The following is a 12,882-nucleotide window of genomic DNA, read 5'->3' as shown; positions in this document are numbered from 1 at the left end:
CGCAGTGCTGCTGTCACACCTCACGGAACAGGGATTATCATCCTATTAAATGAATGCTAAACACCGCATTAGCTTGAGCAATCACTCCCCAACAGAGGCAAGCGCGCCATCATGGTTTTCAGCGCCAAAGCATCCCATGGCAGATGTTCTGCGATACCCAACCCAACCACATCAGCCACCCCCGCCATGTCTGTCAATGCGTCAATCACTTGTGTCATGCTCAGTTTGCCTTTCGCCACGCCATCGAATAACGCCGGATCATCAGCCACGTTGGAGAACAGCAACGCACGGAACAAGTTCGGATCAAGCACATCCAAATCCAAGTGAATGGCAAGATGCTTCGCGCCCGTTAAACGGAACCAGTCAACCAACGGCTGGCTCCCCTCTGCTTGCAGTTGCTGCGGAGAAACATTCGCTAAGCCCAACGCGTTCATTTGTTGCGCTTCCCAACTGGTCGGCTCATTGACCCCAAAATAGCAAACATTGCGAGCGTTCACCGGTTTCGGCACGTAACTGCGAAATTGCGCGTCGCCGAGGCCAAGCAGGTTGCCCAGAACCATCGCATGCGCATGACTGAACTGCGCTGGCGTCATGATGTCGGGATGCGCATCGACCCACAAAACGGCTAAATCGCCCTGATATTTCTCGTTCAAGTAGGCAAATGGGGCCAAGTCGACCAAGCAATCACCGCCCAGCACAACGATGCGCTCAGGTTGATGGCGCTGGATTTTTGCTTGAGCATCTTCGAGTTGTTGGATCAACTGCGGCCGTGCCAGCACCCCATCGACGACCGCCAGCGTTTGGCCTTGCGGCAACGCCACGTCGACGGTTTCAATCGGCCCGTCATGTTGTGGCGCTAACCAATTTAACAACTGCGCGCCCAAGAAATAGGGTTCGTTGTTGCCTCCTTGCCACTGTGGAAAAATTAGTCTCAACGTATTGGATTGGCTCATTTTGACTCCTTGCATAAACATGAAAGCCACACGCGCTGTTTGTTTTTGCGGAGATGAACGTCACGATTTGGCAAAAGCTGCGTGCGGTGCGATACAAGGAATTATGCAAGCGCTGCGGGGACGCACGTTATTCTGAGCCGGACAACTGATGTGCTGATAAGGACAAATTAGACGGCTGAATCACGCATTTGTGAGGGCGTCATGCCGTATTTTTCCTTAAACAGTTTGTTGAAATGAGGCAGATTTGAAAATCCCTGCTGATAGGCAATATCGCTGATGGCCATCTCTTGATGGGTAAGCAACATACGACGACACGCTTTTAATCGTTGCAGCCAAACCCAGCGCATCACCGACGTATTCTGCTTGGCAAACAAACGACTAAGCGTGCGCGCCGACATGTGCAAATGGCTTGAAATCGATACGACACTCAACGCGGGATCGCCCAACTGCTGCTCAATATAATGCTGCGCAAGTGCCAAATTATTTCGCTTGTCGCGTTGCACCAATGCGCTGGCCTCACCCGACGCGGCCTGAAATGCCGTGCCCAGCATCATCAAAATGGCACGCAACATTTGATCACCAAACACCTCTTCTTGCTCTTCGGTCAACCAAGCTTGTTCAAGCATGGCGGCCACAAACGAGACCAACGGCGCGTCTCGCTTTAAGGTGACATTCAGCCATGCCTCACAATCCTTGATGTGTTCACGCACCAGGGCGTGCGGCACGGAAATGACAATCTGGTTGTCACCTTGAGGGAACGTGTAACGAAATGGCTGATGATTGTCATACATCACGATATCACCCGCGTGCTGCTCTGATGTCACGCCAGCTTGCGTCAAGCATGCCAACGGGCACAGCGACAAACAGATGAAATAATCGTCGCTGTATTCGACGTCGTCCATCTCGCCATATTCAATCGGTGTCGAGCGAATGCGCGAGATCAAAGCGCTGCGTCCTAAGCTTTTAACATCTAGCTCGCCGTGGAACGCCTCCTCAGACAACATTCGGTTGTGGGTGGGCGAGGCAAAGGTTCGCTCCACATTGTGTTGCCAGTAGGCAAACCCTTCTTGTGCTCTCACATCTTGTGTCGAAAAACTTCTGCCCACGTGCGATTCCTTCCCCTTATCCTGTGTGCTGTCGATCATACCTTAAGCCGCACGCGAACCAAACGATGGTCCGACTCGTGCGATATGCCGGTGTGTCTCATCGTTCCATAGCCCTACGCGGCGCAAAGCAGGTTGGCGCTCATGCTGCGAGGTGGCATATTGACAACATATTTGTCTGCATTCATCAATTCACGCAGAAAATCACGTCAAATCTGTGCTCGTCATGGGTTTATATAAATTCATGAAATGTTCAATTTACAGCGTATTTCACTATCTTCAAGCCCAATCCCCCACCACAAAACGATGCCCGCCAGCGACGCTCATTTCATTCAATCGATCCATTGACTGCTCGCTCAGAACAAATAATCACCAACGACGTTCAAATGATGCGCGCCTTGCGTAAAAAGACGGCGAAGTGGCGCAAATGCCTTAGACCAAGATGTTGGAGCGTCATTCGCCAATGCCTCACCGCACGGAATTTATGAAACTCCTTTTTTTTATCCATCACTAGAATTTTATATAAGCACCGATTCCATCCAAAGAACAGCATATTGATCAACATAAATTTAACAGAATAATCAATCAGAATTACACCAACATCACAGTTACATAATCTACAAATAACTAACACAAGCAATGAATTTGCTACATAATAGCCAGCAACTAGGAGTTATGTTCTAAAGAAAACATCAATCGCAGGAAGCCATATGATAACCGCCCAAGCCCACATTGATCTCAACGCGCTCCAACACAACTATCGTCGCTTGAAAGCATTAAGCGGTTCTCAACAAGTGGTGGCGGTCATCAAAGGTGACGCGTATGGCCATGGTGCCGTGCAACTGGCCAGCGCGCTGCCAGATGCTGATCGCTTTGCCGTGTCACGTTTAGAAGAAGCAGAAGAACTGCGCCTAGCGGGCATCACTCAACCTATTTTGTTGTTGGAAGGCTGCTTTTGCGCAGACGATTTGAAACGCGCCGCCGAGCTTAAACTCGACACCACTATTCATTGTGAAGAACAGCTACACGATCTCGAAACCAGCACGCTGGCACACCCAATTCATGTATGGCTGAAAGTCGATACGGGCATGCACCGTTTGGGCGTGCAGCCCTTTCAAGTGCCCGAGTATGTGTCGCGCATCGAACGTACGCACAAGCTGAACGAAAAGTTGGGGTTCATCAGCCACTTTAGCTGCGCTGATGATATCAACCATCCGACCACGCAGCGCCAATTGGCCTGTTTCAATCAAGCGACTGCGCAATACGATGGTCCGAAAACTATCGCAAACTCTGCTGGCATTTTGTTCTGGCCAGAATCGCAATTCGACGTTGCCCGCGCGGGCATTGCCCTGTTTGGGATCTCACCCAGTGCCGAACACACGGGCCGCGATCACGCGCTGGTGCCTGTCATGACACTCAATACGCGTTTGATTGCCGTGCGCAAACATCAAGCCAGCCGCCCTGTGGGCTATGGAGAAACTTGGCACGCGCAGCAAGATACCCACATCGGTGTGATTGCGATGGGGTATGGCGACGGTTACCCACGCAGTGCACCAAGTGGTACGCCGGTCTTTGTCAATGGTCGGCTGGTGCCTATTGTCGGGCGTGTCTCTATGGATATGATCACCGTCGACCTAGGTCCAGATGCAACCGATCAGGTAGGAGATGTGGTGGAAATGTGGGGGAAAAACCTGCCCATTGAAACCATCGCGAATCACGTTGGCACCATTCCTTACGAGCTAACCATCAAGCTGACACCGCGCGTCCACCGCCATTATCACCAAGCGCACGGCGTGGTGATTGACATGACGCAAGCGTTGTCAAAACGCGAAACACCGCCCGCCCGTATGTTGAATCAGAAAGGTTCGTTGTAGCGAGGCGATCTGTCCCAATCCACTCATCGCCTAATAAGCATCATCGCCAACGAAGCATGATCACCCCACGAAAGCCGCTACCCAGCGGCTTTCGTTCATTTTGGGGAAGAGCTTACATCTGAACCCAGACTTGAGGAAACGTCTCGCTACTGGTTTGAATGTTCAAGCTGACCAGCGATTCGTTCTCGGTTTCCAGCGTCACCAGATTCACATGCCCTGCTGCGGCGCACTGGTCATCAGCCAGTTGCATCTCCGCCAAGCCATTGACCTCAGTCGTCGCGGTCAGACTGCCGGAGCTTTCACAACTTGCGCCACTAACGGTAAGTGCACCAAGATTGTCAATGCTCATTTGCAGCAATGCGTCGTTGTAACGCGCCTGATAAGTACCAGCAAAGCTGGCAATATCAACGCTCTCAGCAAAGACCGGAGACAACGTCGTTTCACCATTGCTGTTGGTGCACGCCAGCGCAGCGGCGCTCATTTCGCAGCTTAACGCTACCGCCGAAAATACCAGCAGACCTTCACTGCTGCTGCCCACATACGAAGCTTGATGCTCACGATCATCCCACAGCGTCAGTAACGTCGTAGAATTCTGCACCACAATCTGCGCTGAGAGCGGTACCGTGTCATCACGCCACACCACACCTTCATACGTTCCCACTTGTATGGTGTCGTTGGTGGGTTTACACCCCCACAAGGCAAACACACAGCACAGTGCCATCATCCATTGTTGCTGTTTCATCACCACTTCCCTATTCCAAGCCAATCAAGCGCTGGCTAACCAACGCGACTTTGCCGCGCGCCGCCTGCACGTTGCCATCAATGGTACTGATGGTGATGTAACCTTCGTTAACCGCGATACCTTCAGAATCTTCACTGGTGTCACCAGCGTCACCTGTGGTGAAAGTCAGCCCTTGCTTACCAGATAACGCGCTCGTTGCCGCCGCTTGCGCTTCTTCTGAAGTCATGCCGCCCGCAATCAGGCTCTGCATGGTGTAATACAGCGCGGTGGAATCGGTAGACAAATCATCACTGAATTTAAGCAGCGCACCGCCGCCGTTCCAGCCCACATCGGTAAACTTGTAGCCCATGGTGCTGTTCATCTCTTCCGGGGTATTGACGTTCAACCCAGTGTAAGCAGGCAATAGCGGTTGGCCCGAAGGTTGATTGGCCACCAACTGCGCGACAATCTTAACCACCACGTTCGCCACCAGTTGTGATTGCTCTGCGTCTGACGCGGTATTGGAATTGGCGCTGACCGCAATGGCCGGAATGCCACGGCTGAGTGAAATCATCGCCGCACCGAGCGTGCCGGAGTTGTTGTTCATATAGCCAAGGTTGTTCCCTTCATTCGGTCCCGAAATCACCAGATCTGGATCCTGTCCCCACACGGCCTGCGCGGCGACATCAATCCCGTAGGTCGCCGCCATCACCGGCGTTCCTTCTGCGAAACTGGAAAACGCCACCGAGGTATCGGTGTCACCGACACAATATTCCTGATCCGCCGACTGGGTCTCATCAACCGACACGGGTTTGAGGAACGTCATCGCGCCGCCTTTGCCACTTTGTCCGGTACAAGGCGCCGACATAATCACATCGTGACCCGCCGCTTCGAGCGTACTTTTCATCACCTGAATGTTGGTGGTCTCCCAACTGTCGTCATTCGTCAGCAGAATATTGAGCGCAAAAGATGGGTTAGAAAGCGTCAGGGCGCCACACGCTGCCATCGCCAGGCAGACTTTTGAGAATTGCTTCATGATTGATCCGTTTTTTCACTGTGTTGTCTTCCGCTCAAACGCCGTGTTCGAGCGGTCTGAACGTTACTTTTGCGAAAAAACATGACGCTTCGGTTACAAATTTTTAGTGGTTCAACACAGAGATATCTTTAAAATATTTTCAATAAATTTCAAATAGTTAAATGAATTCAACATCAATATTAATCCGATTTGGAGATATCTTTAAACGGTAGCAGGACTGTGCGTTTTGATCTTTGCGGCCATTTTCAAAACCGCAAGCTTCCGTAAGTGTCTCCCCAACCACACCCAGCAGCGCTTCTTTGATTTTATTGCGGTTCTGATCGAGGGTTTTGGCTCGCAAACCATGTTGTTTAAGTTCTCTGATCGCGCGGCCATGACCACCAAATTGCGCCATCAACGCAATCAAATTTTGCGCACTGCGCACATCCGGACGGTTAGCAGGCGGATTGCTCACCCAGCCATCATCGCTCTCGCACTTGCGGCGCTGCGCGTACCACAGCCAGTAAATTGCCGGCGTAACCGACAAAGGGATCACCAACGCATTCAGGTGCACTTGGAGTTGACCGTCATGAGTGATGAACTTGAGCGCCAACGGCTGAGAGGCTTGATTGAGCTGTTCAACCGCGTCTTCAATCGTGTATGAAGACTGACGGCTTGCGAGCACCGCCAGCAAATAACTGCCATCGGGTTCAGCGCTCGGCGCCGAACTGCGAAAGTGCTGCAGCGCTTGCTTCCAAAGCTTGGCATCGACACCTTGCTGAGACAACTGATGCAGCAAACGCTGATCGCTCGGCCTGAGAGGTTGCGGCCGCCAACGCATCAATAGAGAAGTCAGCCCCGCCGCCAACAGCGCAATACTGCCCCATGGCAGCCACTGCACGTCGCACTGCATGGCAAGGCGCAGCGCCCCACCCTGCGATGGCAGCTGAAGCGTAATCGGGAATCGCAGCCCGTTTGTTGCCGAGTTTGAAGACTCCAACCCGCACGTAGCCAGCACTTGCAACGGGTTGTGCCATTGCAGATGGCTCAGCACCTCCTGGCTTCGCAGCGCAAACAGCGCTTGGGTTTCAGCCTGCTCGCCCAATTCAGCGCTGTCTTGCCAAATCTGGTTACGGGCCGACTGGATCGGCCCATCAATGACCCGTTGCAGGCGAGCCTGAGTCAGCACTGCACTGAACAATAGAGACAAAAGCAAATAACACACAATCAAACCGAGCAGTTGAGCCATCTGCATTCGGTGGAAAAAAGGAATCGTCATCATGAGGAAAAAGCTGCCAATACTTGGTGAAGATGAGACTTCAATTGGTGGAGCACAGGTTCATCGCGCAGTGAGCGAGAGACAAACCAGCCACCAGCGGAAATGCCCTGTGCGATCGTCGTTTGATAAAACGTATCGCCCTGATACAGCGGGCTATAATTGGTATCCGGAATGACATCAACCTCACCCTTCGTGAGCGCAGAAAGCATCGCCTGACGCGACGGATAACGGGTGACACGGGCAGCATGAATATCAATAGACAGTTGCGCCAGCACTTGGACCGGCAACTGATAGCCAGAGCGACTGAAGGTATCACTGAGCAGACCGATACGATGCGTCGCAAGAAATTGCGGTGTGATGGGCTCGCGGGCAAACCACAGCGCATCATATCGAGGCATGGGTAGCAGGGTCTCGTAGTAACGCTGATAGTCTGGGCTCAATCCAGCCAGATGATAATCGCGCCCCCACATCACATCAAAATCCTGCTGATAGATCATGCGTGGCGTCAGTTCACCACGTGGCAACCATTGCACGGTCACATCACGAAAGCGGTGATTGAGCATAGGATCACTGCACAGCGTTGACAGTAACGGTCTTGCCATGACGTGCGCCGGGATCAATATGGTTAGATTGGGCAGCGCTGGGTCAGCGCGTTGTTCGGTGTTCACCGCGGAACAGGATAGCTGATTAAAAGCCAGAGTTTGGGGCATGGTGAATGTTGGTGCTTGCAACCAAGCCACCAGCCCGACACACAAAATCAGGCTCACGAGGGTGTAACAGCGCGGCGCAGCGGGATGGTGCCAGAGCCGCGTCATGACGTCATTCATAACGGCGATACGTTCCTTCTTTTTGTGAAGAAATTACGCCAAGCTTATGAAGTTAATATGACAATCCTCGATAATTTGTAGATGTTCACCGCAGATAGCGGCATGTTCTGCGATTATTTCTTCGCCGACATTTTGCGTCGCACCTGCCCCGGGGTTTCACCAAAAAAACGGCGAAACGCGTGGGTTAATGCACTTTGGCTGGAAAAGCCCACTTTTTCGGCAATTTCGATCAACGGAAGGCGCGTGTCCTGCAGCATCTGGCGAGCACGCTTCATGCGCGCAGTAAATAGGTATTGCCCCGGCGTCATGCCTGCCGCTTCACGAAACAGTTCATGGAAATGCCCGGCGCTGACGTTACTGACCGACGCCAAGCGCGACGTGGGCAACGCTTCATCAATGTGCTGCTGAATGTATTCATCAATCGCCACTAAATCGAGGCGGCCACGATGGAGGTAATTGACGTCCTGCTGATTGAACATGCGTTGATGCAAGCTAGAAAGAAAGGTGGTGGTGATCCCTTCCGCGGCTTCAGGATAGGAATCCCAGACATCTTTCTCACGGTACATGTACGCTAATAAATAGCGCAGGCCAGAATCGATATCAAAATATTGCGCGGAATCGAACAGGCGTTCGAGTTTCACGCCAACGTGTTCAGTCGGTATGTCGAGAATGATGTGGCTGTTGTCGCCGATCCCTTCGTAAAAGTGCTCATCGCCTCCGGGAACCAAGCAACCGTGGAACGGGTCAACCTGGCCACCCCGCCCCTGAACTTCAAACGCTGCGCCACCACGATACGCAATCACAATTTGATGGTAATCGTGGTCATGATGAAGGCAACTGTTCTGTAGTGCTTGCGTCCGTATGCGAATAGCCATGATGAGCGTGGAGACATGTCCGACCAGGTTAAATAAGAATAATTCTCTTATAACAAAAATCTCACTTAAAAGACAAGTAATATTTCAGAAGCGTTTCAAATGTTAAACAAGTGCTGCAATTTGCGCAAAAACTCAGGAGTTTTAAACAAGAATCCAACATTCCGAGCTGCTTAAATGGAACAAGCGTAGGGAAACAATGCGCTGAGACCGCTTTTAATCAGGAAGAAAAAGAACAATGACAGCAACAATCACCTTTATTGGTGCGGGAAATATGGCCAGCGCAATTGTCGGCGGCTTGGTCAGTCAAGGATACCCAGCCGACCACATCACCGCGACATCCCCCGACACGGCCATGCTTGACGCCGTCAACTCCCGTTTCGGCATTCAAGTCACCAGCGATAACTGTGCAGCCATCCAGCAAGCCGATATCGTGGTGTTGGCCGTAAAACCACAAATTCTACGTATGGTGTGCGACGAACTTCGCCCAACCCTCGATGCTCGAGACGTGCCGCCGTTGGTGCTGTCTATCGCGGCAGGGATTCCACTTGACTCCCTGCAAGCATGGTTAGGTGAGCAGGTGCCGGTGGTTCGCGCCATGCCAAACACCCCCGCCATGATTGGTTGCGGCGCGACCGCATTAAAAGCCAATGCGTTGGTGAGCGATGCGCAGTGCGAGCAAATTGAGCAACTGCTGTCGAGCACCGGCATTGTCGAATGGCTTTCCGATGAAGATTTAATGGACGCGGCCACCGCCGTCGCGGGCAGCGCACCTGCATATTTCTTCCTCTTTTTCAAAGCGATGGAAGATGCAGCCGTGAAACAAGGCCTGCCTCGTTCCACCGCGCGTAAACTGGCACTGCAAACCGGCCTTGGCGCTGCATCCATGGCATTAACCGGTGAGGATGAACCGGAACAATTGATGCGTAATGTGATGTCGCCACAAGGCTCAACGGAGCGTGCTATCGCCTCTTTCGAAGCCGCAGGGCTTCGTGACATCGTTGCACAAGCCATGCAGGACTGTGCCGATCGCGCCCGAGAGATGCAATCGCTCTTTGGCGAAAAATAAAAGAAATAGTTCACAGAATAGTATTCCAATAACCGACGTACCCGACACCGTCGGCAGGCAGCATGCTTTCCCCCACTTGCAGTGGCGTTGTATACGAGTGGGGAGATGCGGCCCCAATGCCGCAACCTTCGGTAACCGAGGTAAAACAACAACCCGTAAAAGGACTAAGTAAAGATGAAAGGAAATCTTCGTAAAATCATGAAGACCGCGGCGCTGGCTGCGTGCGTTTCACTGGCGACGTCAGCTGCGTACGCCGATGAATGGCGTATGGCAACACCGTGGTCAGGTGGCCCTTGGCTAGAACGTGATGCCAAGTTCTTCGCCGATAACGTGAGTGAGCTGACCCACGGCGACATCACCGTGAAAGTCTTCCCTGGCGGTACTCTGGGTAGCGCGCTGAAAGTGACAGACACCGTGAAATCTGGCGTTGCAACCGTCAGCCACAACTACATCAACTACGACTACGGTAAAGATCCAACGACAGCGCTGCTGGCGGGTCACTCGAGCGGCCTGACGCCAGAAGAGTTCATGTTGTGGATGTACAAAGGCGGCGGTATCGAGCTGTACGAACAGTACCGTAAAGAGAAATTTGGTGTGGTCGCTTTCCCTTGTTCCATTCTTGGCACCGAAATTTTCCTTCACTCCAACAAACCCGTTCGCACACTGGAAGACTTCAAAGGTCTGCGCATTCGTACCTCTGGTGCATGGGCAGAGATCGCCTCTCGCCTAGGCGCATCGACCGTGGTGATGGCGGGCAGCGATATCTACTCGGCACTAGAACGCGGCGTGATTGACGCAGCCGAATGGGGCAGCCCAGAGATGAACCGTCCAACGGGTTTCCAAGAAGTGGCGAAATACGTGATCCTGCCAGGGATTCACCAATCAGGTGGCGTCCTGGAGTGTCAGGTCAACCAAAAAGCGTGGGATAAACTGCCCGCTGAAGAACAAGACTTGATTCGTCAGGCAGCAAAACTGTCTATGTTCGATTCATGGTTATCTGCGTCTTACGCCGACCTTGATGCGTACAAAGAACTGGTGAACGGCAGCAACGAAATCGTTCGTCTCGATCCAAAATTCATCAGCCAAATTCTGGAAGAAACCAAGAAATGGGAAAATGATCATGCAGCCGATAATGCATGGTTCAAGCGCGTGCTGACCTCTCAACGTGAGTTCAAAGAGCAGATCAAACTGTGGCCTGAATACCGTCTACAAATCGGTGTGACCGAAAGTTAATCTCCTCTGCCACAGCCGCCGCAAGGCGGCTGTCTGGTCTCTTTTTCGATCGTAATTAGGTTAACACTATGAAGTTGATTACCAGTATCGAGGCCATTACCCGCTTTGCCGGGCTGATTGCCGCTCTGTTGGTATTGCCGCTGATCGGTGCGCTCGTCACTGAAGTCTTCAGCCGCTATATCTTTGATTCCCCGACCCTGTGGGCGTTTGAAATCAGTTACATGGTCATGGGCGCAATCTTTATGCTCGGCCTTGCCAATGCATTGCGCCTTGGCCAGCACGTCAGTGTCGATGTGGTGACACTGAAGCTCAAACCTCGCGCCACTGCGACCATTCGCAGCCTGTGCTATTTGATGTTTTTACCCATCGTGAGCTGGATCAGCTTGGAGCTGTACCACTACTTCTACGAAGCCTTTGACAGTGGCGAACGTTCCGGCCGTTCTGCGTGGAACCCGGTGATGTGGCCTGTGTATGGCGTTTGGTTTATTGGTCTGGCTGTTCTCAGCCTGCAAGTGTTGGCGGAACTGCTGAAGTCCGCACGCATTGCGCTGGGCCACGAGGTAAATGTATGAGTGATTATTTATCCCTGTTGATGTTCCCGCTGCTAATTCTGTTTATCTTTGCGGGTTTTCAGGTCGCGTTTTCCATGATTTTGGTGGCCACCATTTTCGGCCTGATGCAGTTCGGCGACGTAACGGCATATCAGCTATTGAGCAAAATTGAAGAAACCGCCACCAACTCAATTCTCGCCGCCGTTCCCCTGTTCATTTTTATGGGTGCGATGTTGGAAAAATCCGGCATTGCCGAACGGCTGTTTAAAGCCATCCATATGTGGACGCACGGCATGCCCGGCGGCCTTGGGGTGGGTGCAATTCTGCTGGGTACCATTTTCGCCGCGGCAAGCGGCGTGGTGGGTGCAACCGAAGCCGTGATTGGCATGCTGGCTATCCCCATCATGATGAAACACGCTTACGACAAACGTTTGTTGTCCGGCGTAATCTGTGCCAGTGGCTCACTGGGTACCGCGATCCCACCCTCCATTACCGTGATTGTACTTGGCCCTGTCGCGGGCGTATCCGTCGGTCAGCTATTTAGCGGCCTGCTGCTTCCCGGCTTGATGATGGCCACGCTGTTTATCCTTTACGTGGTGATGTTGTCATGGCTGAAACCCACCGTGGCGCCGCGTCAGGTGGAAGATGGCGAAGGCTACAGCCTCAAAGACCGACTGACGGCGACATTCACTGCGCTGCTGCCCGCTGCGATTCTCATTTTCGCGGTACTGGGCACCATTTTGATGGGCCTTGCTACGCCAACTGAAGCTGCTGCGTGTGGCGCACTCGGATCGATTCTGCTGGCCGCCAGCTACCGTAACCTGACGGTTAAAGTCATGTGGAACTCACTGATGAGCACCGTCAACATCTCAGCGATGATCTTGCTGATTGTACTTGGCGGCAATATGTTCGCAGGCGTGTTCTTCGCCGCAGGGGGTATGGCAACCGTACAATCGGTTCTGCTCGGCACTGGCCTCGAAGCTTGGGCGATTTTGGCGCTGATCCTCATCATCGCGTTCCTCGCCGGATTTGTACTCGACATGATGTCAGTGGTGCTCATCGTGATTCCTGTCGCGATGCCTGTGGTACGCTTGCTTGGGTTTGACGAAGTGTGGTTCTGTGTGGCGTTCCTCGTGGTTCTGCAAACCAGTTACCTGACACCTCCGCTGGCGCCCTCGATTTTCTATCTGCGCGCCATCACGCCACCGGACATCTCTCTGCGTCACATGTACGCAGGCGTGGTGCCGTTTATCGTGATTCAGCTTCTGGTACTCACCGCAGTACTCGCCTTCCCCGCGACCGCGCTGTGGCTACCGGATGTGATGGGCGGCCCTGCGTGGGAATAAGATGTCTCGCGTAGAAATCACGTTCTCCCTGACTGGCGG

12 protein-coding genes are annotated in these 12,882 nt (G+C 52.7%); 5 read left to right on the top strand and 7 right to left on the bottom strand.

The annotated features are described in order from the left end of the window. Positions 1-68: 68 nt before the first annotated feature. Both VFA_RS16060 and VFA_RS16055 read right to left on the bottom strand, forming a co-directional pair. The gene (locus VFA_RS16060) at positions 69-953 is read right to left on the bottom strand and encodes an arginase family protein (protein WP_004727916.1); all 885 of its coding nucleotides are present in this window, start codon (positions 951-953) and stop codon (positions 69-71) included. Between the two features lie 167 nt (positions 954-1,120). Continuing rightward, entirely contained in the window at positions 1,121-2,059 is a 939-nt protein-coding gene (locus tag VFA_RS16055; RefSeq protein WP_038151983.1) for a helix-turn-helix domain-containing protein, read from the bottom strand. Between the two features lie 707 nt (positions 2,060-2,766). Here VFA_RS16055 and alr point away from each other — a divergent pair. Further along, positions 2,767-3,930, top strand: a complete 1,164-nt coding sequence (gene alr, locus VFA_RS16050) for an alanine racemase (protein ID WP_004727913.1) — start codon at positions 2,767-2,769, stop codon at positions 3,928-3,930. Between the two features lie 112 nt (positions 3,931-4,042). Here alr and VFA_RS16045 read toward each other — a convergent pair whose 3' ends face one another. The 5 genes from VFA_RS16045 to VFA_RS16025 form a co-directional block, all read right to left on the bottom strand. Next, entirely contained in the window at positions 4,043-4,672 is a 630-nt protein-coding gene (locus VFA_RS16045) for a hypothetical protein (protein ID WP_004727912.1), read from the bottom strand. Positions 4,673-4,682: 10 nt separating this feature from the next. After that, positions 4,683-5,687, bottom strand: a complete 1,005-nt coding sequence (locus VFA_RS16040) for a 5'/3'-nucleotidase SurE (RefSeq protein ID WP_004727911.1) — start codon at positions 5,685-5,687, stop codon at positions 4,683-4,685. A 157-nt stretch (positions 5,688-5,844) separates the two neighbouring features. Next, entirely contained in the window at positions 5,845-6,915 is a 1,071-nt protein-coding gene (locus VFA_RS16035; protein WP_232281732.1) for a hypothetical protein, read from the bottom strand. A 29-nt stretch (positions 6,916-6,944) separates the two neighbouring features. After that, entirely contained in the window at positions 6,945-7,772 is an 828-nt protein-coding gene (locus VFA_RS24065) for a hypothetical protein (protein ID WP_050780275.1), read from the bottom strand. 113 nt (positions 7,773-7,885) lie between these two features. Further along, a complete protein-coding gene (locus tag VFA_RS16025) occupies positions 7,886-8,647 on the bottom strand; it encodes an AraC family transcriptional regulator (RefSeq protein ID WP_232281731.1) in 762 nt (253 codons plus the stop codon). A 235-nt stretch (positions 8,648-8,882) separates the two neighbouring features. On the opposite strand from VFA_RS16025, the gene proC reads away from it, so the two are divergent. From proC to VFA_RS16005, 4 genes are all read left to right on the top strand, one after another. Then, entirely contained in the window at positions 8,883-9,713 is an 831-nt protein-coding gene (gene proC, locus VFA_RS16020) for a pyrroline-5-carboxylate reductase (protein ID WP_038151981.1), read from the top strand. 174 nt (positions 9,714-9,887) lie between these two features. After that, the gene (gene dctP, locus VFA_RS16015; RefSeq protein ID WP_004727905.1) at positions 9,888-10,946 is read left to right on the top strand and encodes a TRAP transporter substrate-binding protein DctP; all 1,059 of its coding nucleotides are present in this window, start codon (positions 9,888-9,890) and stop codon (positions 10,944-10,946) included. Positions 10,947-11,014: 68 nt separating this feature from the next. Continuing rightward, entirely contained in the window at positions 11,015-11,518 is a 504-nt protein-coding gene (locus tag VFA_RS16010; protein ID WP_004727904.1) for a TRAP transporter small permease subunit, read from the top strand. After that, on the top strand, positions 11,515-12,843 hold the full coding sequence (locus tag VFA_RS16005; RefSeq protein ID WP_004727903.1) for a TRAP transporter large permease: 1,329 nt from the start codon (positions 11,515-11,517) through the stop codon (positions 12,841-12,843). The genes VFA_RS16010 and VFA_RS16005 overlap by 4 nt, the downstream gene beginning before the upstream one ends. The last annotated feature ends 39 nt before the right edge of the window (positions 12,844-12,882 follow it).

Origin of the sequence: Vibrio furnissii CIP 102972 (assembly GCF_000176175.1) — a bacterium.
GTDB lineage: Bacteria > Pseudomonadota > Gammaproteobacteria > Enterobacterales > Vibrionaceae > Vibrio > Vibrio furnissii.
The sequence above is the reverse complement of the archived record's forward strand: the minus strand, read 5'-3'. Positions and strand labels throughout refer to the sequence as shown.